This window comes from Eggerthella sp. BIOML-A1 (assembly GCF_009875595.1).
GTDB lineage: Bacteria > Actinomycetota > Coriobacteriia > Coriobacteriales > Eggerthellaceae > Eggerthella > Eggerthella lenta.
In genome coordinates this window covers 296,199-319,039 of the sequence record NZ_WWRZ01000006.1, presented here as the reverse complement: position 1 = coordinate 319,039, position 22,841 = coordinate 296,199, and the positions used below count along the sequence as shown (strand labels likewise).

The following is a 22,841-nucleotide window of genomic DNA, read 5'->3' as shown; positions in this document are numbered from 1 at the left end:
ATCCGCCGCGAGACGGATGGGATCATCGGATGCGGGGCGCATACGCTGGGGGCTTGTTCGGCTTCTCGCCGTCTGCCCGGGGCGCTGCGCCTAGATAATCTCCCCGTTCGGCTTCATGACCACCGCGAGGAACGTGCACGGCTCTCCGCCTGTGGCGATCATGCCGTGGCCGCGGCTGGAATCGTACATGAGAAGGTCGCCTGCCTCGAGCTCTTCGATATGATCCTCGTAGGCGAAGCGCATGCGGCCGGAGATGATGTAGTCGAGCTCCTGGCCCTTATGGTAGGAAAGGTGGATGGGCGCGTCCTGCTCTTCCTCGAGGTACGGCGCCGTCACCAGGAAGGGCTCGGCCAGCTTGTTCTTGAAATGAGGAGCCTTGTGCAGGTACTCGAAGCCCGCACGGCGCTTGATGGACAGGCCCTCGGCGGCGCGGGTCAACGAATAGCCCGACAGATGCGGATCCTCGCCGGTCAGAAGCTCGATGACGTCGACGCCCAGACGCTGCGCGCACTTGTAGAGGAACGTGAACGACAGATCCTGCTGCCCCGACTCCTGTGCGGCGTACTCGGCCACCGAGCGCCCCGTCGCGTCGGCCATCTCCTGCATGGTGATATCGAGGTCTTCGCGCAGCGCCCGAATTCGCCCAGCCACCTCTTCGATGTTCGGCTCCATGCTCGCTTGACCTCCTTCTGGTATATCGTTGGTATAAAAGTTTACTTATTGTATAGCAAACCGCTTCGATTCAGGGGAGGACGAAACCATTTGGAAACAAAAAAGCGGCCCGATGGCGGCGGCGACCCAAGTTGTCATCCTGAGCGGAGCAGCGACGCTGCGTAATCGAAGGATCCCGTGCGGCGGTAGCCGGAAGCGCCCCGGCCGATGCCGCACGGAATCCTTCGATTACGGCCTACGCCCAGGATGACAATCTCTTACGCGGGAACGCCGTCGCCGAACAGGAGCTCGCGCTCCGGGCCGGTCAGCGCGGCGCGCGCCTGGTCGCGCAAGTTGTTCATGCCGCTGAGGAACTGGCGGTACATGACCACGGTCAGGTAGCGTCCGATAGGCGTCAGCGTCAGCTCTTCGGCGTTGTCGGTTTCAAACGCCCTGTTCAGACGCATGAAAGCCAATTCCATGGGAAGACCTGTCTCGATGCTGCAGCCGAAGTCGCGCTCGAAGGCGCGCTTGTCGAGCCGCAGCTTGTACAAATCGAGCAGGAAGCGGTAGCGCATGAGGTCGCGCTTGCTCATCTCGGTCTTGCCCATGATGGACATGCGCCCGCTCTCGATGGCCGCGTTGTAGTCTTTGATGCTGAAGTTGTTCACGTACAAGCAGCCGTTCAGGTGCGTGATGGAGCCGCTGCCGATGGCCGGATACTCGTCGTAGTTCACCTGGTACTCGTCGATCTGAGGCGCGTCGGCCGGCTTGCCCGCCTTGTCGGGGCGCGTGAACGTCCACAGCGTGGTGCGGTCGAACAGCGGGTCGTCGCCGCCGGCCAGCACGCCGTCGAGGATCTGGTAGTAACGGTACTCGCGGTCGTAGTCCATCGCGCCTAACGTAGCGGCCATTTTGCGCGTAGTGGCCGACGACACGTACAGCGGAGAGAACGTGGTCTGGCGGCAACCGGACAGCGCGATCTTCTCGAGGTCGGCCATGAGAACGTCCTCGGTCTGCGAGGGGAAATTGAAGATCATGTCCACGTTCAGCGAGTCGAAGTACGGCTCCGCCTCGGCGATGCGCTCCAGGATGACGTCGCCGCTGCCGTACTTCTCGTAGCGGTCCATCTGCTTGAGCAGGTCGTCGTCGAAGCTTTGCACGCCCACGCTCAAACGCTGCACACGACCCTGCAGCTTGTCCAACCACGGCTGCGTCAGATGGTTCGGGTTGGTCTCGGAGGCGACCTCCCTGATGTTGAAGTTGTCGCGAGCCATGTCGAGCGTCTCGCACAGCTCGTCGATCATGACGGTGGGTGTGCCGCCGCCTACGTAGATGCTCTCGAAGTCGTAGCCGAGATCCTTCAACATCAGCATCTCTTTGCGCATGTTCGCGAAGTAGGGCCGGGCGACCTCCTCGCGAAACGGGTAACGGTTGAAGCTGCAGTACGGGCACAGGCGCTCGCAGAAAGGGACGTGCATGTACAGCATGTACTTCTGCCCGGGATTGGCGGACGGCATCATGGTCTCGCTCGTGGGGTTGAGAGCCAGATGCTGCTTGGTCATGGTATGGATCAGGCGCGACAGTATGCGCTCGGAAAGCATGTAAGTCTCCTATTCGCTTCAAAGATTTCGGTACCCATAGTAAGGCTTTTCCGACGGTTTGCACCCGCTATTTATCCTCGTACATAAAGAAAAACGGGCCCGGGCGCATGCCCCGGGCCCGCAGCGTCGCAAGGACAGCCGCGCCTACGCGATGCGCTCGAAGCGGACGGCGAAGTGAGCATCCGGGGAGCCGGGGGCGAGGCGCGTGGCCACGCAGGAGCGGCCGTTGACGGGTGCCAGCTTGAAGCCCGCGCCGGCCTCGCTTTCGAGGAAGGCCTTCACCACGCCGTTGTTCTCCTCGCGGGTTACCGTGCACGTGGCGTAGGCCAGCGCGCCGCCCGGGGCCACGTGCGGCGCGGCAGCCTGCAGCATGCCCAGCTGCACGCGCGCGAACTCAACGATGTCGGCCGGCTTGATGCGCCAGCGGATCTCGGGATGGCGGCGCAGCGTGCCCAGCCCCGAGCACGGGGCGTCGATGAACACCTCGTCGAAGGCGCGGTCCCCCACCACGGCGTCCAGCTCCAGCGCGTCGCCCGTGAACGCCTCGGCCACCTCCGCGCCGTAGCGCTCGGCGCGCTCCAGCAGAAGCCGCGTCTTGAACGCATGGTTGTCAAGCGTAGACAGGACCAGCTGCGAGCCGTAGGCGCGCGTCGCATCGCTTTGCAGCAGGATCGTCTTCGTGGCGCGACCGGCGCCCACCTCCAGAAGCGACGCGGGCTTCCGCTCAGGCAGCACCGAGGCGGCCACCAGCTGCGAAGCGGCGTCCGTCACGAGGATCTTGCCCTGCGAGAACATCCGCTTCACCTCGGGAAGCAGCAGCGCGCGTGTGTCGAGCACACGGTAGCAGCCGGCAACGCTCACGCCGTCCACCGATACCGGGTCCAGCCCCTCGTCCAGCTTGTCGAACGCTTTGACCAGGGCCTCGTCGGAGGTTTTCGCCGCGTTGACGGCGATGAACAGCGGCGCCTGCTCGTTCGAGGCGCGCATGAAGTCGAGAGCCTCCTGCGGCCCCAAGTCGACGATGAGCTTGCGCGCCAACCACAAGGGGAACGCATGCAGGCGCGCGAGCGCCTCGGGGTCGCGCATGGGATCGCCGAAGGGAAACGCCTGACGCATGAGCACGATCTTGCGCAGCACCGCGTTCGCCAGACCCGACGCGCTCATCGCGAAGGAGCGCACGAGCTCCACGCCCTGGTCGACGGCCGCGTGCGGCGTCTTGCCGAGGAAGATGATCTCGTAGGTGCTCACTCGCAAGGCATCGCGCACGTCGGGTTTCACGTCGCTGGGCGCGTTGAGCGCGCGATCGATGATCTCGTCGAGCGTGCCCGTGGCGCTGACCACGCCGAGAGCCAGCTTCGTAGCGAACGCGCGATCCTCCGACGAGAGGTCGGAGCGGTCGATGCGCGTGCCGATGACGTCCTGCGCGAACGCGTCGCGCTCGCGCACGGCGCGCACCACGTCGAGCGCGGCCAAACGTGCGGGGCTCGCCTTCGAGCGCGGCTTCTTCGGAGGGTTTTTAGGTCCGGCGTAGCCTTGGGGCTTTCGCGTCTCACGTGCTTCAGGCATGGGGTTCCTCCCAGGTCAGGCCGCCGTCCTTGATTCCCTGGACGCCCGCGGCGAACGAACGCGCGTCCATGGTCTGCTTGCCGTCGGGCTTGAGCGCGCCCACCTCGAGCGCGCCGTCCGCCATGCCGAGGAACAGGCGCTTGCCCGCGAAGCGCACCTCCCCCGGACGGATGCCCGCCGCCAGCTCGCAACCCGCCGCGTCCTCGGGCGCGTGCGCTTCGAGCACGGTGACGCCGCGCCCGGCGACGACGGCGCGCGACGGGTGCGGCGCACTCGACGCCTGCACTTTGCGCGCCGCGAGCGCAACGTCGTCGTTCGGCGACAGGTCCAGCTCGCGCTTCTCGATCTTCGAGGCGTAGGTGACCTGCTCCTCGTCCTGCTCCGTCCACTCGGCAGCGTCGCGCTCGACATGCACGAGGGCGGTGAGCAGGGCGTGCGAGCCCAGGTCGGCCAGCTCATCGGTAAGCTCGGAGGCGCTTTTGCCGTCGACGATGGCGGTGCGGCACACGCAGTAGGCGCCTGTGTCCAGGCCCTCCTCCATGCGCATGATGCACACGCCCGCCTCCTCGTCGCCCGCCAGGATGGCTCGCTCGATGGGCGCGGCGCCGCGCCAGCGCGGCAGCAGCGACGCGTGCACGTTGAGGCAGCCGAAGCGAGGGATGTCGAGCACCTCCTTCGGCAGGATGGCGCCGTAGGCCGCGACGCAGATCACGTCGGGGGCGAACGAGGCCAGCTCGCGCTGCGCCGCCTCGTCGCGCAGGGTGCGCGGAGTCAGCACGCGCAAGCCGCGGCGCTCGGCCGCGGCCTTCACCGGCGAGGGCTCTAAGCGCTTGCCGCGCCCGCGCACCGCGTCGGGACGCGTGTACACCGCTGCCACGTCATGCTGCTCCGCCAAATCGTCGAGGATGGTCGCCGCGAACGCGGGCGTGCCCATGAACACGACGCGCATGGTTAGCGCACCCGCGCTTCGAGCGAGGTCTCCCCCGGGCGGGCGCCCGCGGCCAGCGCTATCTCGTAGTCGCGCAGCGCCTCGATGCGGGCCATCGGGTCGCAGCGCTCGAACATGGTGATGCCGTCGAGGTGGTCCAGCTCGTGCTGCAGGCAGCGGCCGAGGAGATCGTCGCCTTCGATCTCCCACTCCTCGCCGTCGAGGTCGAAATAACGCACGCGCGCAAACGGCGGGCGCGCGATGGGAACCGTGATGCCGGGGCACGACAGGCACCCCTCGCCCGCCACCACCGGATCGCCCTGCGTGTCCACCAGCACGGGGTTCACCAGCACGATGGGATTCTGCTCGCCTTCTTCCTGGTCGCAGTCGATCACCACGAGCCGCTTCGCCACGCCGAGCTGCGGCGCAGCAAGGCCGCAACCGTCGTTCTTGTACATGGCCTTCGCCATCTGCTTGGCCAGCTTCTTCAAGCTCTTATCGCCTAGGTCGCACGGATCGCACACCTGGTTCAGGATAGGGTTGGGGGACTGCACGATGGAAATCACGGTCAACACGTCCTTCTGAATTATGGGACGCGCCGCCCGTTTCAGGGCGGCGCGGGTTATCGTCGGATTCGTATTGTCCGGTTTCGGGCGCACCTTGTCCAGCAAACTTCCGAAAGCTCCACAAAACGCGAGGTGGGAAGGGCTATTGCTTGTCGTCCGCCACGATCTCCTTGAGGGAGGCGGCAAGGCCCGCCATGCCCTGGATCTCGGAGGGGATGATGAGCTTCGTGGCCCGGCCGTTGGCCACGGCCTTCAGCGCCTCGAAGGCCTGCAGCGTGAGCACGGCGTTGTCGGCGCCGGCCTCGCGCACCATGCGGATGCCGTCGGCCGTGGCCTGCTGCACGTTCTTGATGGCCTCGGCCTCGCCTTCGGCTTCGCGGATCTGCTTCTCTTTCTCCGCTTCGGCGGCGAGAATCACCTGCTGCTTCGCAGCCTCGGCAGACAGGATCTGCGCCTGCTTGTTGCCCTCGGCGATGGTGATGGCGGCCTGCTTCTCGCCCTCGGCCAGAAGCACCGCCTCGCGCTTCTCGCGCTCGGCCTTCATCTGCTTCTCCATGGCCTGCTGGATGGCGGAGGGCGGCGTGATGTTCTTCACCTCGACGCGGTTCACCTTGATACCCCAGGCGTCCGTGGCCTCGTCGAGGATGGCGCGCATCTTCGCGTTGATGGTGTCGCGAGAGGTCAGCGTAGTGTCGAGGTCCAAGTCGCCGATGATGTTGCGCAGCGTGGTGGCCGAGAGGTTCTCGATGGCGAGGATCGGGCTTTCGACCCCGTAAGTGTACAGTTTCGGATCCATGATCCTGAAGAACACCACCGAGTCGATGGACATGGTGACGTTGTCCTTCGTGATGACGGGCTGCGGCGGGAAGTCGAACACCTGCTCTTTGAGCGAGATGTAGGGGCGCACGCGGTCGATGAACGGCACCTTGACGTGCAGGCCGTTGTTCCACGTGTCGAGGTACGAGCCCAAGCGCTCCACGATGGCGGCTTCGGCCTGCGGGACGATCTTGATGCACGTGACCGAGAACAGCACCACGAGCACGACGATCACGATGATGGCGATCAGAAGCGGGTCGAGGGTGATCATGCTAGGACACCTTCCTTTCGACGATGAGCTTCACGCTCTCCTGCCCCACGATGCGCACGACGGCGCCCTGGGGGATGAACGAGCCGTCGGCGGAACGCGCGGCCCAGGTCATGCGGTTGTCGGTTTCCACGCGTCCGGTGAGGCCCTCGTTGTCGACGTCCTCCACCACGACGGCGGTCTGCCCGACATGGGTGGGCTCCTCCTGCTTTCCGCGGTCGCGGTACTTCACGAACACGGGGCGCAGGGCCACGAGGCACACGACGGAAACGACCAGGAACACGACGATCTGGACAAGCAGGTCGGCACCGAGCAGGTTCGCAGCGAACGCTGCGAGCGCGCCGATGACGAACCACATGGTGATGAGGCCGAACGACACGACTTCGACGACGGCCATGACGGCGGCCACGGCCAACCAGATGAAGGGGCTCACGGGCTCCTCCTTTCTCCTGCGTCGAGTATACCATCCCTCGTCTTCGGCGTGCGCGAGGCGAGGAAACCGATCAGGAACGCGGGGAAAGCGGCTTATGGGCGGCTCGGCGGCGCTTGAGGTCCTGCTGCATGGCGGCCACGGCTTCGTAGAGCATCTCCAGCTCGTCGGGATCGAGGCGCGACGGGTCGGCGATCTGCGCGCGCAGGGCGCCCACCGCATCCTCGGCATCGCCGATGGCGAGCTCCTCCACGAGGAAGGCCGCCAGCTGCTCGGGCGCAGCCGTCTCCGACACGGTGCCCGACGTCAGCACGGCAGCGGCGTCCGGAAGCGCGCGGGACGCCTCCGTCACGAGCCGCGCCGAGGAGGCCGCCGGATCCTCGGCCAGCACGTCGAGCATGCTCTGGGCGATCGCGGCGTGCGCCTGCTCGTGCCACTGCGTCTGCGCGAGCGCGTCGGCATGCAGGAGCGCCAGGTCGGGGCGGCGCGCGGCCAGCGTCAGCAGCTGACGTTCGAAACGACGGCGGTTGATCTCGGCGCGCGGCAGGTTGCGAGCCGGCCTCCGCGGAGCGACGGCACGCTCGAAACCTTCCGGCGCGGACTCGTCGTCGCGCTCCCCTTCGGCCTTCGGAGCCTTCAAATGCTCCAGCTGGTCGATCACGTCCTGCTCGCGGGCGCGCACGCTCGTGGCTATCTGCACGGCGTAATCGCGCGCGAGCATGGAGTCCTTGATGGGGGCCAGCACCTGCAGCGCGTCGGCAAGGGCGGCGGCGCGGCCCTCGGCGCGGCTGAGGTCATGGCGCGCAAGGCGGCGCTCGATGCCGTACTTCAGCAGCGGCTGGGCGTTCGCGATGAGCTTCTGCAGCTCCTCGGCACCGCGCTGGGCCACGAAGTCGGCCGGGTCGAGGTTGTCCGGCAGCGTGACGGCAGCCAGCTCGATGCGGCTCTTGCCCGCCTCGGGCGTCATGGAGTCGTCGATGAACGCGAGCGCCCGATCGGCGGCGCGCTGGCCTGCCTCGTCGCCGTCGAATAGGTATACGATGCGATGCTGCGCGTGGCGCGACAGCAAGCGGATATGGCGCATGGTGAGCGCGGTGCCCAGCGTGGCCACCGCATTCCTCACGCCCGCCTCGTGCAGCGCGATGACGTCGGTGTAGCCCTCCACCACCACGGCTATGCCGGTCGAGGCCATGGCCGCTTTCGCCTTGTCCATACCGTAGAGCACCTGCGACTTGTGGAACAGCGGAGTCTCCTGCGAGTTCAGGTACTTCGGCTCGCCCTTGCCCACCACGCGTCCGCCGAAGGCGATGCACTCGCCCTGCGGATCGTTGATGGGGAACATGATGCGGTTGTAGAAGCGGTCGCGCAGCTTGCCCCCGTCGTTCGACAGCGCCACGTTCGCCTGCACCATCTCGTCGGGCTTGAAGCCCTTCGCAGACAGGTGGCGCACCAGCTGCCCGTGCCCCGGCGCAAAACCGAGCTGCCAGGTCTTCGGCACCTCGCCCCCCAGGCCGCGCGCGCCCAGGTAGCTGCGCGCCGCCGACGCGTCGGAGCCGGGGTTGCGCATGAGCTGGCAATGGTAGAACTGCGAGGTCTCGTCGCAGACGGCCTTGAGGCGGGCCTTGCGGCTGCTGCCGATGCTCTTGCGCCCGCCGCTCTCGGCGATGTCGATGTGCGCGCGCTCGGCCAACCGGCGCACGGCTTCGGGAAACGACAGGTCCTCGGTCTTCATGATGAAGCCGAACACGTCGCCGCCCTCGCCGCAGCCGAAGCAGTGCCATAGCTGCAAGGCCGGATCGATCTTGAACGACGGGGTCTTCTCGTTGTGCAGCGGGCAGCAGCACCAGAAATCGCGCCCGCGCTGCTTCACCGGCGTCCGCTCTCCGATAACCTCGACGAGGTCGTTGGCCTCGCGCACCTTCTGGATGTCCTCTTCGCTGATGCCGCCCGCCATCGCGACCCCTACCTGCGTCTGTTCTGCTTCGCCAGCACCACGTTCACGAGGAACACGAATGCCAACGCCAGCGACGGCCCCAGCTCGGCGATGCCGACGCCCTCCTCGCCCGCGTTCGCGTACGCGAGCACGAGGCTGCCCGTCATGAGGACGAAGCTCAAGCCCCCGATAACCGCGAATATCCACTGCCTGTTCTGCATGCACTCCCTTTCCGTGTTCGTCGCTGTCCAGTATAGCGCAAGCGCGCGCTCGCGGCGCCGCGGCGGGAAGGCGCAGGGCAATCAGCAGGATGCCAACCGAATCCTGACAAAACCGCAGCGGTATCGGACGCCGGCGGGACCGCTGCTATGCTTGATCGGCCGGTCGCGCTTCGCCGGCATTCCGAACGATCGCCCGAAAAGAGAGGTTTGCCATGAACGACGACATCACGATTTTGGCGGACTTCGATTCTGCGCTCTACGAGCAGGTCGAGCCGCCCCTCGTATCGCTCTACCTGCCCACGCACGGCAGTGCTCCCGGCGACGAGAGCGACCGCATCGAGTTCGAGGCCCTCGTGGAGCAGGCGCGCGCGAAGCTCGCCCAGGAGCGCGAGCGCCGCGAATACAAAGGCGTCGACGAGCGGCTCGCCTACGCAGCCGAGCACTTCGACGATCTGATGAGCCCCGCGCCCGGCGGAAGCCTCGCCGTGCTCGCAGGCAACGACCGAACCTACATCTACCGGCTTGGCTACGAGGCGGGCCCGCTCGCGTTCGTGGGCGAGCGGTTCTACGTCAAGCCGCTGCTGAAGAACTTCCAGTTCGGATCGCACTACTTCCTACTGGGGCTTTCGGCCGACCGCTTCGCGTTCGTCCACGGCGACTTCGGCTCGCTCGAGCGCGTGGAGCTGCCCCGCGACGTGCTCGACGCGTTCAGCGAGGAGTTCCCGCTCGTGTACGACGGGCACGAGGGTGCGCTGGACTACTCGTCGCTCGAGAACCATATGCCGCCCTACCACGGCTGGAAGTCGCGCAACGACGTGAGGAAGGAGGAGGCCGGAAAGTTCTTCCAGTACGTGAACAAGGCGGTGACCGACTACCTCGTGGCCGGCACCGACCTGCCGGTGATCCTCGTGAGCCTGCCCGAGCACCAAAGCGCCTTCCGCCGCATCTCCACCATCCCCCATCTGCTGGACGAGGGCATCGAGAAGGACATCGGCGGCATCGAGGCCCCCGAGCTCTTGTCCGATGCGAAAGCCGTCATCGAGCATGTGCGCGAGGCGCGTGCGACCGAGCTGCTGGAGAAGTTCGGCGATGCCGAGGCGCACGGCGGCGCGTCATCGGACCTGAAAGCCATCGGGCTCGCTCTCGTGGAGCGCAAGGTGCGCGCCCTGTTCCTGGCCGAAGGCGCCTACATCCCCGGCGGCTTCGACGAGCAGACGGGCGAGGTCTTCCTGTTCGAGCGAGAGCCGCACGGCCGCTTCCAGGGCCCCGAGCTGGCCGACGGCTTCGTCCGCGCGGCCCTTGCCCAGGACGCCGACGTGTTCGAGCTTCCCGCCGAGAAGATTCCCGGCGACTCCGGCATCGCCGCGCTGTACCGGTACTAGGCGCTTCGTTACCATCAGCACTGACCCGCTTCGTTAATGCACGCTTTTGTCAAGCTTTCGTACGTATGAAAGGCGGTTTTGCTTGTCAAAAGCGTGCGTAAGCGGACTGCAACCGCTTGGAGCCGGCGCATGCGCTCGCTCGCCGGCCTCTTCGCCGTACGCGGCTCCATGCGCTACAATGTCCTCGATACCCGCGACGCCCGCCGCCGCGCGGCGGGCTGCATCAGCAGAGGACGCCCATGGAACGCACGAACATCCCCTATCTCTCACTCAACCCCGACATCGAGGCCGCCATCCGCGCCGACCGCGCCGCCGGGCGCGCGCACCCGCATCGCTTCGACGACGCGAACGTCGTGCGCCGCGAACGGAACCCTCACGACAACGCCACGCTCACGCGCCCCGCGTTCGCGCGCGACATCGAGAAGATCCTCAACGTGCCGGCGTACAACCGTTACGCCGACAAGACACAGGTGTTCTCGTTCGTGGAGAACGACGACATCTGTCGCCGCGGGCTGCACGTGCAGTTGGTCAGCCGCGTGGCCCGCGGCATCGGATCGCTGCTGGGGCTGAACTGCGAGCTCATCGAGGCCATCGCACTGGGCCACGACGTAGGGCACACGCCCTTCGGCCACGCCGGCGAGCGCTACCTCAGCGCCTGCTACCACGCGCGCACCGGGCGCTACTTCAACCACAACGTGCACTCGGTGCGCGTGCTCGACCAGCTGTACCGCCGCAACGTCAGCCTGCAGACCCTCGACGGCGTGCTGTGCCACAACGGCGAGTTCGCCCAGCAGGTGCTGCGCATGGGCGACACGGCCGACTTCGCCGCGCTCGACGCGCTGGTGGAGGCCTGCAACGCCGACGAGCGGACCATCAAGACGCTGCGCCCCTCCACGCTGGAGGGCTGCGTCGTGCGCGTCAGCGACATGATCGCCTACGTGGGCAAGGACCGCGCCGACGCGCTCGACATGGGCGTGATCGACTCGCTCGACGTCTTCGACAGCGAGGTCATCGGCCGCGACAACGCACGCATCATCAACAACCTCACCGTCGACCTCGTGAACACGAGCTACGGCACCGACCGCATCGCGCTCAGCGAGGAGGCGTTCGCCGACCTCAAGCGTGCCAAACGCCAGAACTACGAGCTCATATACGAGCGCGAAGGCATGGTGAACGGCGCAGGCAACATCGTGGAAGAGATGTTCGAGGAGCTGTACGAGCGCCTCTTGGAGGATCTTCTCGCAGGCGACGAGGGCTCGCCGGTGTTCAAGCACCATGCCGCCTCCCTCGCCGCCAAGTCTCGCACCGTGGAGATCGACGAGTACCTGGCATCGGATCCGAACCAGGTGGTCGTCGACTACATGGCCTCGATGACCGACAGCTACTTCATGGCGCTCTACGCCCATCTGTTCCCGAGAAGCAAGAAGCGCATCATCACGCGCGGCTACTGCTCCGATTTAGGCTGAGGGCCCACCGAGGAAAGGAAACGCCTGTGAAGCTGCTCATCGCATCCGACCTGCACGGCGCGGCGCCCGCCGTGCGCGCGCTCGTCGACCGCATCGAAGCCGAAGCGCCCGACCGCATCGTCTTGCTGGGCGACCTGCTGTACCACGGCCCGCGCAACGACCTGCCGGAAGGCTACGCGCCGAAAGAGGCGATCGCGCTGCTCAACGGCCTGGCGAAGCGCATCGTTGCCGTGCGCGGCAACTGCGATGCCGAAGTTGACCAGATGGTGCTCGACTTCCCGTGCATGGCCGACTACGCCCTCGTCGAGGCCGACGGGCACGTCCTGTACCTCTCCCACGGCCACCTGCCGGGCAAGTCCCCCGACGACCCGCCTACGCTCGCTCCCGGCAGCGCCTTCTTGTCAGGCCATACCCATGCGAAGACGCTCGACGAGCGCGACGGCGTGCTGTTCGTCAACCCGGGAAGCACCTCCATCCCGAAGGACGGCTCCCCCAGCTACGCCGTGTACGAACACGGCACGTTCACCCTGAAGGACTTGGATGGGAACACGCTGCGCGAAGGCGGATGGGAGTAGCCCGAACGGCGCTCGACCCTTAACCTAACCGTCCTCGATCCACCGTGTATTCCACGTCGGCTATCGCGGCGGTCGAGGCGCGATGGCTCACCAGCACGACGGTCTTGTCGCCGCGGCCCTCGGAGAGCGCGCGGAGCACGGCGGCCTCGTTCAGGCTGTCGAGGTTCGACGTGGGCTCGTCCAACAGCACGAACGGCGCGTCGTGCAGGAACACGCGTGCAAGGCCTATGCGCTGCCGCTCGCCTCCCGAGAGCGTCTCCCCCAGCTCGCCCACCGGCGTGTCCAGCCCGCGCGGCAGACGTTCGATCAAACCGCTCAACGCCGCCTTGCGGCATGCTTCGGCCAGCTCTTCGGGCGAGGCGCTCGGCTTCGCAAGGAGGATGTTCTCGCCTATGGTGCCGGCGAACAGATGCGTTTCCTGCGTCATGTAGCCCTGCGTTTCGCGCAAGCTGGCCGTGTTCGCACGGCGCACATCCGTGCCCGACACCTCCACCACGCCGCGCGTGGCATCCCAAAAGCGCATGAGCAGCTTGCACAGCGTCGACTTGCCCGAACCGCTGCGCCCGGACAGGTGCACCACGCTGCCCGGTTCGATGCGCAGGCTCACGTCGTCGAGCACGGGATACCCTCCATAGGAGAAGTCGACGCGACGCACCGCGGCGCCCGAGAACGTCCCCAGATCCACACCGTCGTCGACCTCCTCGGTCTGCGGGCGCTCGTCAAGCAGCTCAAGCACGCGCCCCCCGGACGCAAGCGTCTGCTGCAGCGTGGAGCCGAGATTCGCCACGGCGATGACCGGGCCGAACGACGACATGAGGGCGGCCGTGGCCACAAGAGCTCCGTCGGGCGCGATGGCACCGGACAAGCACAGCGCCCCCGACGCCAGCACCATCGCAACGTCGAGCGCCAGCACCAGCCCGTTCGTCAACGACATCGCCAGAGCGCCGCGCCCCTTGAGGCGCGCTTCCGCGCGGGCAAGCTCGTCCATGCGTTCGTCCAGCTCGCGCGAACGTTCGGCCGCTCGGCCGAATTGCAGCGTCTCGCGCAAGCCTCGCAAGCTGTCAAGCACGAACGCGTTCATACCGCCCAGTCCCTCCCGCAGCTCGCGCCCGCCCATGCCGCTGGCCTTCGAGGAGGCGTACGGCACCGCTACGCCCACCAGCAGGTAGGATGCAAGAGCCAGCAACCCCAGCGCCGGAGATATCGTCGCGACGAACGCCGTCATGCCCGCAGACACAACGAACGCGATGATCGCCGGGGACAACGTGTGCGCATAGAACACCTCCAGCAATTCGATATCGCCGGTCACAAGCGAAACAAGGTCGCCTTTGTCGCGGCCTTCCAGCTTCGCCGGAGCCAAGCGGCGCAGCGCGGCGAACACGCGGTCGCGCACGAGCGCCAACAGCTTGAACGCGAGATAATGGTTGCACAGCTGCTCGCCGTAGCGCAGAGGCCCGCGCGCGACGCCGCAGACGGCCACGAGCGCCAGCGCGGCGCCGTAGCCGACAGTCTGCGGAAAGCCCGCCAGGTCGACGAGCGCGTAGACCCCGAACACCGTAAGGAAGATGGCCGCCCCGAAGCCCAGCACTCCCAGCACGACGGCCAACGCCATCCAGGGAGCCAGAGGGCGCACGAGCCCCACCAGCCGCAGCATCACCGACAAGTGCGATCGGCGCGTCGGCTCGACGGGCGCAGGCTCTTCCCCTCTTCGCCCATGCGCAGGGCAGTCGGGGCAGCGCGCAGGCTCGGCCGCGGCGCGCGCGGATCCTCCGGAAACCGCAGACGGCGCCTCCGTCAGCCGATCCTCGGGATCGTCCGCTTCGACCGCCGCAGAGAAGCGCTCGAGCTCGGCTTGCCGGCTCCATAGGCGCGCATACGGGCCGCCGTGCTCCAGCAATTCGCCGTGCGTCCCGGCTTCTGCCACACGGCCGTCTTCCAACACGTAGATGCGGTCGGCGCCGGCCACGGCCGCCAGGCGATGCGAGATCACGACGACGGTCTTCGTGCGCGCCAGCTCATGGACGACCTCGACGATGGCTCGCTCGCTCTCCGCATCGACGTTCGACGTGGCCTCGTCGAACACGTACGCAGGCGTATCTCGGAGCAAGGCGCGAGCCAGCGCGAGTCGCTGCCGCTGACCACCCGAAAGGTTTCCGCCTTCCTCCGCTATCGCTGCATCGAGCCCGCCCGCCTGCTCCACGAACCCCTCTGCGCGGCAGCGACGAAGCGCCTCCCACAGCTCCTCGTCGCTCGCCTGGGGGTCGGCTAGCAGCAGGTTCGAGCGCACGCTCCCCTTGAACAGGTAACTCGAGAACGGAACGACCGTGACGGTGCTCGCAAGCGAGGCGCGCGACGCCTCCTGGATCGGCACGCCGCCCACTTCGACCGACCCCGCGAATCCGGCGTTGCGTCCCGACAGGATGCCCGCCAACGTCGACTTTCCCGAACCGCTCTCGCCGACGATGCCCGTGAACGATCCGGCGGCCGCATCGAAATCCACGTCGGAAAGCACGGTGCGCTCGCCATCGTAGGAATACCCCACGCCGCGGCATGCAAAGGAGATGCGATCGGCTTCGATGACGCGCGAGCCGCGCTTGGGTTCCGGCGCATCGAGAATCGCGAACATCTTGTCGGCCGCCGCCATGCCGTTCATGGCCGTGTGAAAGAACGACCCCAGCGTGCGCAGCGGGATGAAGAACTCGGCCGCCAGGAATATCACGGCGAAAGCCGCGAAAAACGGCGCCTGCCCGAGCGAGAACTGCCACAGCGCCATGACGATGCCCACCGCCGCCCCGCCGTAGGCGAACACGTCCATCACCGTCACGGAGTTCAGCTGCATGCGTAAAAGCCGCATCGTGGCCTGGCGGAACGTCTCGGCCTCGCGGTTCATCGCCTCGTGGCGATCGGCGTCGACGCGGTAGATCTTGAGCGTGGTGAGGCCCTGCAGGTTCTCGAGGAACGTCGCGCCCAAGTCGGTGTAGGCGTCCCAGTACGAGCCCATCGCGCGCTTCGCGATCTTCTGCACGGCGACGATGGACGCGGGTATGAGCGGCACGCAGGCCAGAAGCGCCACGGCAGCCGGAAAGCACAGCGGCGCGAGACAGGCGAACAGGGTGAGCGGCGCCAAGACCGAATAGAACAGCTGGGGCAGGTACGAACCGAAGTAGCTCTCCAGCTGCTCGGTGCCCTCGACGCTCACCTGCACGGCCTCGCTCGTGGACACGCGCTCGGAGTACGACGGACCGAGGCGCACGAGCTTGTCGTATACGAGCTTGCGCACGGTGCGCTTCGCGGCCGCAGCCGCCGCCTGGCCCATGCGCTGCGAGAGCGTCAAACAGCAAACGCGCACGACGATAGCCGCCGCAGCGGCCATCACGAGGTTCGCCCGCGACGCGGCGACGTCCCCACCCTCGACGAGGGACTGCACGAACGCCCCCATGAGCAGCATGAGCGCTATGTTCGCCGCGAGCGCGACCCACTGGAGCGCGACGCTTGCCGCTACGTACTTGCGCGCTTCGGGCACCATGCCCGCCAGCCGTTTGCTGAACATGCCTAGCCCTCCGTCCGCTCGACAACGCGTTCGGAGCCGCGCTCGGTCGCAGAGCCGCGATCCGTCTTCACGATGAAGCCGAAATACGCGACATGCGCCACCCATACGGCAGCAACGACGGCGCGTCCCACCGGCACGTTCGCCATCAGAAGGAACGAGGCGCCCAACACGAGCGTGACGGGGCCCAGCAGCATGAGCTTCGCCTTCACGGTCATCGCGCGCTTCTTCGCGAAGCCTTCGAGCACGGTGCGGTACAGCTTCGTCCCATGGAACCATGCGTCAAGGCGCTCCGAGCTGCGCGCGAAGCAGTACGCGGCTCCCAGCAGGAACGGCACCGTCGGCAGAACGGGAAGCACCGCCCCCAGCGCCCCAAGCCCGAAGCAGGCGAAGCCCCCGACCGCCCACAGGGCGCGAAGGCACCTGGCCGCGCGCCGGTCTCTCTCGTTCGTCATGAGCATCCTTCCCAGCGCCGACGCCCTGCGCCGGCAAATAGTTACCTTTGTCTAACAAGGTGGGAATTGTACGCGAACTGGATTAAATTGTAAACCTTGGTTAATTTTTAGCGACGGTTCAACGTGTGCAGCATGCTCAGGCCCCGCAGGGTGAGATGCTCGTCGGTACGGGCGACGCGCTGCGACAGCGCGGCGATGGCAGCGGCATCCGAGCCCGTGGCGATGACGTCGGTCTCGTAGCCCAGTTCGCGCCATACCATGTCGATGAGGCCGTCGATGAGCGCGACCTCCCCCATCACGACGCCCGCCTGCATGGCCTCGCGCGTGTTCTTGCCCACCACCGATGCCGGGGCCTTGAGATCGACCATCGCCAGCTGCGCGGCGGCATCCGACAGCGCCTTCGCCGACAGCTTCACGCCGGGCGCGATGATGCCGCCCACGAACGAGCCGCCCTCGTCAACCACCTCGAAGTTCGTCGTCGTGCCCAGATCCACCACGATGAAGGGCGCCGTATAGGCCGTGCGGGCGGCAACGAGGTCGGCTACCCGGTCGGCTCCCAGCTCGCCGGGGTCGTTGTAGCGCATCTTCACGCCCGTCTTCACGCCGGGTCCCACCACGAGGGGGCGTCGGCCGGTAAGCGCGCGCGTCGCGGTCACCCATGCATCCGTGAGCCCCGGCACCACCGACGCGATGACGGCATCGTCGCAGATCGCACGACGGCCGTCGCGCTCCAGCATGTCGAACAGCCCCGCCATCCGCATGCGCGCCTCGTCGGCCGTCATGCGCTCCGTCGTGGTCACCTTCCAGGTGGCTTCCAGCTCGCCGCCGACGAAGAGGCCCAGGTTCGTATCCGAGTTCCCCACGTCCACGCATAGCACCGTGCGCGCTGCGTCCCTTCCGTTGTCCATAGCCTCCCGCCCTTCCCGAATTGCCACAATCATGCGAATTTAGCGATACCGCTCGCCCTTTTCGTCCAGTATACTGTACCCGTCCGTTCAGTAACCCGACTTCCTAAAACGTGAGGGGAAGCGGATATACGCAAAGGAGAAGAGAATGGATTCTGTCAAAGGGCAGCTGACGCTGCGCGGCATCGTCATAGGCTGCGTCGGTTGCGCCATCATCACCGCGGCATCGGTGTACACGGCCCTCAAGATGGGGGCGCTTCCTTGGCCCATCGTGTTCGCGGCCATCATCTCGCTGTTCTTCCTCAAGGCCCTCGGGCACGGCAAGGCCAGCCTCAACGAGGCGAACGTCACGCACACCGTGATGAGCGCCGGCGCCATGGTGGCGGGCGGCCTGGCCTTCACCATCCCCGGCATCTGGATGCTGGGCTACGCCGACGAGGTGGGCTGGTTCGAGATGCTCCTCGTAGCCGTCTCGGGCGTCATCATGGGCCTCGTCTGCACCGCGCTTCTGCGCCGCCACTTCATCGAGGACTCCGAGCTGGAGTACCCCATCGGCGAAGCGGCCGCCCAGACGCTCATCGCGGGCGATTCCGGCGGCAAGACCGGCTGGAAGCTGTTCGGCTCCATGGGCTTCGCGGGCGCGTTCACGGCGTTGCGCGATTTCTTCGGCGTGATCCCCGCGATGCTCTTCGGCAACGCCGCGGTCCCCGGCGTTGCGTTCGGCATCTACCTGTCGCCGATGCTTCTGGCCGTGGGCTTCCTCGTGGGCACGGGCGCCGTCGTCGTGTGGTTCGTCGGAGCGCTGCTGGCGAACTTCGGCATCATCGTGGGCGGCTCGGCCGCGGGACTCTGGGACGTGGCGTCCGCGCAGGGCATCGTGTCCAGCCTCGGTATGGGCGTCATGATGGGCGCGGGCCTGGGCGTCATCTTCAAGAACATCCTGCCCAAGGCCTGGCGCATGCTGCGCGACGCCCGCAGCTCGAACGCGTTCGGCCTCACCGCCGCAAGCACCATGGATGCGCCCGCAAGCGGCGCTAAGGACGGACGGCTGCGCATCGGCAGCTTCCGCCTCACCGCCGGGCTGGCCGCGCTCGCCGTGGCCGCCGTCGCGCTCATCGTCTGCTTCGGCCTGCAGCTGGGCCCCGTCCCGGCCGTCATCGTGGTGCTGCTCGCCTTCGTCGCCACGGCCATGAGCGCGCAGAGCGTCGGCCAGACGGGCATCGACCCCATGGAGATATTCGGCCTCATCGTGCTTTTGGCCGTGGCGGCCGTATCCAGCGTGCCGCAGGTGCAGCTTTTCTTCGTCGCGGGCATCGTGGCCGTGGCGTGCGGGCTGGCCGGCGACGTGATGAACGACTTCCACGCCGGCCACGTGCTGGGCACCAGCCCCAAGGCGCAGTGGATCGGCCAGGCCATCGGCGCCGTGCTGGGCGCCTTGGTGGCCGTCGCCGTCATGGCGATCCTCGTGAGCGCGTACGGCCCCGAGTCGTTCGGCCCCACGGCGTCGTTCGTGTCCGCGCAGGCGTCCGTCGTGGCCACCATGGTGTCGGGCATCCCCTCGGTGCCGGCGTTCGCCATCGGGCTTGCGGCGGGATTCGTCCTCTACCTGCTGAACTTCCCCGCCATGATGCTGGGGCTGGGCATCTACCTGCCCTTCTACATGTCGCTGACCGCGTTTCTGGGAGCCATGGCCAAAGTCGCCTACGACGCCGTGTGCAAGCTGCGCCGCAAGGGGCTCTCGCCCGAGGCGGCCGCGGAGAAGGAGAAGGCCCAGGGCGAAACGGGCCTCGTGGTGTCGTCCGGCCTGCTGGGCGGCGAATCCATCGTAGGCGTCCTGGTGGCGCTCGCCGCCGTGGCGACGGGCCTGGGAGCGTAAACGCGGCGTGATCGCGGCCGCGGCGCCCGAAACGGACGGTTTGAGCGGCGATTCCGTCCGTTTTGGGCGACAGCTTCCCCAATCAGGCGAAGAATGGCTCGTCGTGCAAGGCGCATACGGCGAACACGTGCGCCGAAGTCGAGCGAGAGCGCGACAGGCGCCGAACGACACGAGCCGTTTCATCGTCCCGAGGAATTCCATACTGATCGAGGAGCTTGACGAAGCGACCCGTGTTCGCCACGTCTTTGCTCGAGAACCGCATGATCGGCATGCCGTAAAGGGTGAGCTGAGCCTCTCGGTGCTGTTCGTCGGCAAGGACGCGCATCGGTGTCCGGCCGCCGCGCAGCGCCGCGTCCTCGTACTTCTGCATCCCATCGAACTCGCCGATAACCCTGCTGCCGTCCAGCCGCGTCCAGAGGAAGTCGACGCGATACGAACGCCGTCGATCGAGCGGCCGAGGCAAAGCCACCTGAAGCTCGGGAAGCGCGAAGCCATGCTGGATCATCGCGGCGCGCGCGATGGATTCGCCACCGCTTTCGCTACGGGCATCAGCGTAGTGCATCGTCCGCATGGCATGTGCCGCTCCTTCGAGATTGCCGCCGATGCGCCTAACATGGGAAACGAACGCGCTTGCCCTGCCCCCACCGAGGCGTAGCGCGAAATCCGCAACGGCCAGGGCCTGCCCGAAATCCGCCATGCGCATGCAATCGAAGACGGTCCTCTGCAGCGACGTCACACGGAGTCCCTGCACAATGACGGATTCGTCTTCGGCGACAACGTGCCACCGAACGGTCTTCGAGTTCGCATTGCGATTCGATCGGGTCGTCGCAACGTGGATTGCGCCCAGCCTCTCGTACGATACCGGCAGACCGAACGCAACGGCAGCCGATTCGTGACAGAAAACCCAATCGGGATGAATGCTCTGTGCAGTGCGCATCACATGAAGCATTTTCTCGGGCTTCGAAAGCCCGCTCCAATAAGCGGCTCTGGCATACATGCCCCGAGCAGGCCGTACGACCTCACCTCGCTCCACATGCCGCCGCAGAATCTTGCGCGTCCGCTCGCAGGACGAAATCGCGCACATCCGCATGCGCTCCGCCCGAAGGAAAAGCTGGGCCATTTCGACATCGTTGGCTTTCATCGCGCACCACCGCCATCCGCATCCATGCAACTTCGTTCCATCTTCCCAGAAAACAAACAACCTGACGGCTTGAGCCGCGCAGTTCGCAAGACGAACACTGTCGCCCGAAACGGACGGTTTGAGCGGCGATTCTGTCCGTTTCGGGCGACAGCTTCCGCTAACGGACTCGCCGTTCCGCATGCACGCTAGTTGAACTTGAAGATCTTCTGAGCCATACGGTAGCCGGTGATGCCGATGCGGCGACCGAACGAGGTGGGCAGGTTCGTGCCCATGTTGAGCGTGCTGCGCCGGATGGGACGGTAGGCGTCCGGATTGTGCGCTTTGAGGTACTCCCAGATGGCCTCGCGCTTGTCCTCTGCCTCGTCGGTGTCGATCATGCGCAGGAAGATGGAGCAGATGCACATCATCATGGACAGGTAGTTCTCCATGTAGCGCTCCAGGCGCTTCTCGGGCACGTCGTCGGGCAGGCGCACGGCATCGATCATCTCGCGCGTCACGCGCAGCTGCTGGTCGATGCGACCCATCATGACGTTCTCGTTCACGCTCTGATCTTCGCGCCCGATGAAGTAGCGGTACATGTCCACGTCACGGTAGTAGATGGTCTTCACATGCGGAAGAGGAACGTACACGAAGATGTTGTCCACGTAGAAGCAATGCTCGGGCAGCTTGAGATCGATGTCCCGCAAAAGCTCGGTACGATAGATCACCGAGTGCATGAGCAGATACTGGCTTTGCCCGAAATGGCCCACGTCGGCCCAGCCGAACTCGCGCCCCTCGGGAAACACGTTACGGTAGTGCATGACCGTGCGCGCGCCCTCGTGAACCTTCTCGTACACGTAGTTGCCGATGACGAGATCGGTTGGATGCGGCAGTTCGGCCTGACGGCGCAGGTAAACCATGATCTCGGCCATGGCGTGCTCGTCGAGCCAGTCATCGGAGTCCACCACCTTGAAGTAGCGGCCCGTCGCGTTCGCCAATCCCATGTTCACCGCCGATCCATGACCGCCGTTTTCCTTATGGATGGCGCGGATCAAACCGGGGTGACGCTCCTGCCACGCATCGGCCTTGGCGGCCGTGTCGTCCTTCGTGGATCCGTCGTTGACGATGAGTATCTCGATGTCGTCCCCGCATTTCAAAATCGACTCGATGCAGGTATCCATGTAGGCGGCCGAGTTGTAGCACGGCACGGCGAAGGAGATGGTCTTCATGCCGCTACCCCACCAGCTCGTCGGCGAGCGCCAGCGCACGGCCGATGATGACGTCCATGTTGTAGTAGCGGTACTCGGCCAGACGGCCCAGCGGATGGAAGTTCGGAAGCGACGTGGTGAGCGCGCGGTAGCGCTCGTAGTGCGCGGCGTTCTCGTCGTTGATGATGGCGTAGTACGGGATCTGCTTCTTCGGATCGTCGTAGGAGTGGCTGTACTCCTTCATGATGGTGGTCTTGTCGCTTACCTGGCCGGTGAGGTACTTGAACTCGGTGATGCGCGTGTAATCCTCGGTCACCGTGAAGTTCACCGTTCCGCAAGGCAGCACGTGCTCGACGTCGTGCGTCTCGTACACGAAATCGAGGCTGCGGTACGGCAGTCGGCCGAAACGCGACAGGAACAGCTCGTCGAGCGGCCCGGTGTAGACGATGGGCCCCTCGAACGGCGCGCCCTTGATGAGAATGGCGGACAGAGGCGCGTTCTCGTCGTTGCTCTCGAACTCCAGTTCGAACACGTTCTCGGCTTCGGTTTCCAGGCACACCATGATGCGCTCGTGGTCGAGCATGCGCTCGAACAGCGGGGTGTAGCCCTCGAGCGGCATGCCCTGGTAGGCGTCTTGGAAGTAGCGGTTGTCGCGCGACAGGAACACGGGCACGCGCGCCGTCACCGACGGATCCACCTCCTCCGGCGTGAGCCCCCACTGCTTCTGCGTGTAGTAGAGGAACACGTTCTTGTAGATGAAGTCCGCCACCTCGGTGAGATCGGGGTCGTCGACGCTCCGCAGCTCGGTGATGGTCACCTTGCGCTCGTCGCCGAACGTGGCGATGAGCTTCTCGATGAGCTGCGAGGCGCGCTCCTCGCCGAAGGCGATCTCCATCGAGTTCTTGTTGAACGGCACCGGCATGTACGTGCCGTACCAGTCGGCCAGCACCTCGTGCTGGTAGTCGCGCCACTCGGTGAAGCGGCGGACGTAGTCGAACGCGCGCTTGTCGTTGGTGTGGAAGATGTGCGGCCCATAGCGGTGCACGAGGATGCCCGCCTCGTCGGCCTCGTCGTACATGTTGCCGGCGATATGGGGCTTCTTCTCGATCACGAGAACACGCTTGCCGCCGCGCTCTGCCAGCTCGCGCGCCATGACGCTGCCGGCGAACCCGCTGCCCACCACCACGGCGTCGAAATCGCCTCGATCGATGTCATGCAAATCGCAGTAACGCACACCCATGGGGAACCTTCCTTGTCCGTATTGACCCGCACGAACCGCGCGGTCGCGATATCCTAGAAATAAAGCGCGGTATTTGCCGCGCCA

General features: G+C 66.0%; 19 protein-coding genes. 4 read left to right on the top strand and 15 right to left on the bottom strand.

Annotation, left to right across the window (positions count from 1 at the left end):
- Positions 1-90: 90 nt before the first annotated feature.
- The 9 genes from GT590_RS09380 to GT590_RS09340 form a co-directional block, all read right to left on the bottom strand.
- A complete protein-coding gene (locus GT590_RS09380; protein WP_015760734.1) occupies positions 91-672 on the bottom strand; it encodes a helix-turn-helix domain-containing protein in 582 nt (193 codons plus the stop codon).
- 257 nt (positions 673-929) lie between these two features.
- A complete protein-coding gene (locus GT590_RS09375; RefSeq protein ID WP_015760735.1) occupies positions 930-2,255 on the bottom strand; it encodes a coproporphyrinogen III oxidase family protein in 1,326 nt (441 codons plus the stop codon).
- A 144-nt stretch (positions 2,256-2,399) separates the two neighbouring features.
- Complete coding sequence (locus GT590_RS09370) at positions 2,400-3,821, bottom strand: transcription antitermination factor NusB (protein WP_015760736.1); 1,422 nt, start codon at positions 3,819-3,821, stop codon at positions 2,400-2,402.
- Positions 3,814-4,770 (bottom strand): methionyl-tRNA formyltransferase, encoded by a 957-nt coding sequence (gene fmt, locus GT590_RS09365; RefSeq protein WP_015760737.1) that lies wholly within the window; start codon positions 4,768-4,770, stop codon positions 3,814-3,816. The genes GT590_RS09370 and fmt overlap by 8 nt, the downstream gene beginning before the upstream one ends.
- Before the next feature lie 2 nt (positions 4,771-4,772).
- Positions 4,773-5,324, bottom strand: coding sequence for a peptide deformylase (gene def / locus GT590_RS09360; protein ID WP_015760738.1), 552 nt, complete (start codon positions 5,322-5,324; stop codon positions 4,773-4,775).
- A 133-nt stretch (positions 5,325-5,457) separates the two neighbouring features.
- A complete protein-coding gene (locus GT590_RS09355; RefSeq protein ID WP_015760739.1) occupies positions 5,458-6,402 on the bottom strand; it encodes an SPFH domain-containing protein in 945 nt (314 codons plus the stop codon).
- 1 nt (position 6,403) lies between these two features.
- A complete protein-coding gene (locus GT590_RS09350) occupies positions 6,404-6,832 on the bottom strand; it encodes an NfeD family protein (protein ID WP_015760740.1) in 429 nt (142 codons plus the stop codon).
- 70 nt (positions 6,833-6,902) lie between these two features.
- Complete coding sequence (dnaG, locus tag GT590_RS09345; RefSeq protein WP_021410241.1) at positions 6,903-8,783, bottom strand: DNA primase; 1,881 nt, start codon at positions 8,781-8,783, stop codon at positions 6,903-6,905.
- Between the two features lie 8 nt (positions 8,784-8,791).
- Entirely contained in the window at positions 8,792-8,983 is a 192-nt protein-coding gene (locus GT590_RS09340) for a hypothetical protein (protein ID WP_009608583.1), read from the bottom strand.
- Positions 8,984-9,195: 212 nt separating this feature from the next.
- Between GT590_RS09340 and GT590_RS09335 the strand changes: the two genes are divergently transcribed.
- The 3 genes from GT590_RS09335 to yfcE all read left to right on the top strand — a co-directional run bounded on the left by GT590_RS09335 (position 9,196) and on the right by yfcE (position 12,406).
- Positions 9,196-10,365: a hypothetical protein gene (locus GT590_RS09335; protein ID WP_009307136.1), complete on the top strand. Its 1,170-nt coding sequence runs from the start codon at positions 9,196-9,198 to the stop codon at positions 10,363-10,365.
- Between the two features lie 239 nt (positions 10,366-10,604).
- Complete coding sequence (locus tag GT590_RS09330) at positions 10,605-11,831, top strand: deoxyguanosinetriphosphate triphosphohydrolase family protein (RefSeq protein WP_009307137.1); 1,227 nt, start codon at positions 10,605-10,607, stop codon at positions 11,829-11,831.
- A gap of 26 nt (positions 11,832-11,857) precedes the next feature.
- On the top strand, positions 11,858-12,406 hold the full coding sequence (yfcE, locus tag GT590_RS09325) for a phosphodiesterase (protein ID WP_009307138.1): 549 nt from the start codon (positions 11,858-11,860) through the stop codon (positions 12,404-12,406).
- 19 nt (positions 12,407-12,425) lie between these two features.
- Here the strand turns inward: yfcE and cydC are convergent, their stop codons facing one another.
- From cydC to GT590_RS09310, 3 genes are all read right to left on the bottom strand, one after another.
- The gene (gene cydC / locus GT590_RS09320) at positions 12,426-15,956 is read right to left on the bottom strand and encodes a thiol reductant ABC exporter subunit CydC (protein ID WP_021410243.1); all 3,531 of its coding nucleotides are present in this window, start codon (positions 15,954-15,956) and stop codon (positions 12,426-12,428) included.
- A 2-nt stretch (positions 15,957-15,958) separates the two neighbouring features.
- The gene (locus GT590_RS09315; RefSeq protein ID WP_009608708.1) at positions 15,959-16,408 is read right to left on the bottom strand and encodes a YbaN family protein; all 450 of its coding nucleotides are present in this window, start codon (positions 16,406-16,408) and stop codon (positions 15,959-15,961) included.
- 107 nt (positions 16,409-16,515) lie between these two features.
- On the bottom strand, positions 16,516-17,316 hold the full coding sequence (locus GT590_RS09310; RefSeq protein ID WP_015760745.1) for a type III pantothenate kinase: 801 nt from the start codon (positions 17,314-17,316) through the stop codon (positions 16,516-16,518).
- A gap of 145 nt (positions 17,317-17,461) precedes the next feature.
- Between GT590_RS09310 and GT590_RS09305 the strand changes: the two genes are divergently transcribed.
- Positions 17,462-19,189, top strand: coding sequence for an OPT/YSL family transporter (locus GT590_RS09305; RefSeq protein WP_009307142.1), 1,728 nt, complete (start codon positions 17,462-17,464; stop codon positions 19,187-19,189).
- A gap of 82 nt (positions 19,190-19,271) precedes the next feature.
- Here GT590_RS09305 and GT590_RS09300 read toward each other — a convergent pair whose 3' ends face one another.
- The 3 genes from GT590_RS09300 to glf all read right to left on the bottom strand — a co-directional run bounded on the left by GT590_RS09300 (position 19,272) and on the right by glf (position 22,757).
- Positions 19,272-20,330, bottom strand: a complete 1,059-nt coding sequence (locus tag GT590_RS09300) for a hypothetical protein (RefSeq protein WP_114551591.1) — start codon at positions 20,328-20,330, stop codon at positions 19,272-19,274.
- A gap of 185 nt (positions 20,331-20,515) precedes the next feature.
- Positions 20,516-21,538: a glycosyltransferase family 2 protein gene (locus GT590_RS09295; RefSeq protein ID WP_114538295.1), complete on the bottom strand. Its 1,023-nt coding sequence runs from the start codon at positions 21,536-21,538 to the stop codon at positions 20,516-20,518.
- A 4-nt stretch (positions 21,539-21,542) separates the two neighbouring features.
- Positions 21,543-22,757 (bottom strand): UDP-galactopyranose mutase, encoded by a 1,215-nt coding sequence (gene glf, locus GT590_RS09290; RefSeq protein WP_009307145.1) that lies wholly within the window; start codon positions 22,755-22,757, stop codon positions 21,543-21,545.
- Positions 22,758-22,841 lie beyond the last annotated feature (84 nt).